1 pseudogene is annotated in these 566 nt (G+C 43.3%); it reads right to left on the bottom strand.

The features are described 5' to 3' along the window. Positions 1-56: 56 nt before the first annotated feature. Positions 57-476: pseudogene (locus ACTRWI_RS22625) on the bottom strand (IS1634 family transposase); the annotation flags it as partial. Between the last annotated feature and the right edge of the window lie 90 nt (positions 477-566).

Raw genomic sequence — 566 nt, forward strand, 5'->3', positions numbered from 1 at the left:
CACTCACAAAAGATCAACACGCCCTAGTTTTATGACATTAAGATCTTCGTCTGGGCATATTCGCCATCGACATGAAAGCTAGTGATATCAAGGTGGACAGAATCTGTTTTAAGTCCAAGCTTGCCAACGACATGCTCTGCAATCACTTGATAAAGTGCGGACACATCTGCTTCATATAAAGCATCGAGCGTACGTCCGAGTACATCGTCAGTTAAATGGTGTGCTTCAATGTCTTTAGCGAGTAACTTGGCAACAGGCTTCGTCTCGAAAAAGTCAGAGAACATATGCAGCGTTCTACTGTGAAAGCCAAGGCCATTAATAATGATGGCTAAGACTGCATCGCCATGAGAGACGTTGTGATCTGAGTACTTGGGAATGATGCGATCAATAATGCTAGGTAAACCAACTTCATGACAGAAAGCAGCGATTAACCCTAAGTGATCTAGGCGTTTAATGACAGGTTGAGCAGCAGACATAATAAGTGACCGTTGAATAATAGTAATAGCTCAAAGCTGGGGATCGCGGTCAAGAGATCTGTCATACTAAAATCTGCAAACGACCACTGG

This window comes from Pseudoalteromonas sp. G5_S1_14_S5 (assembly GCF_054968605.1).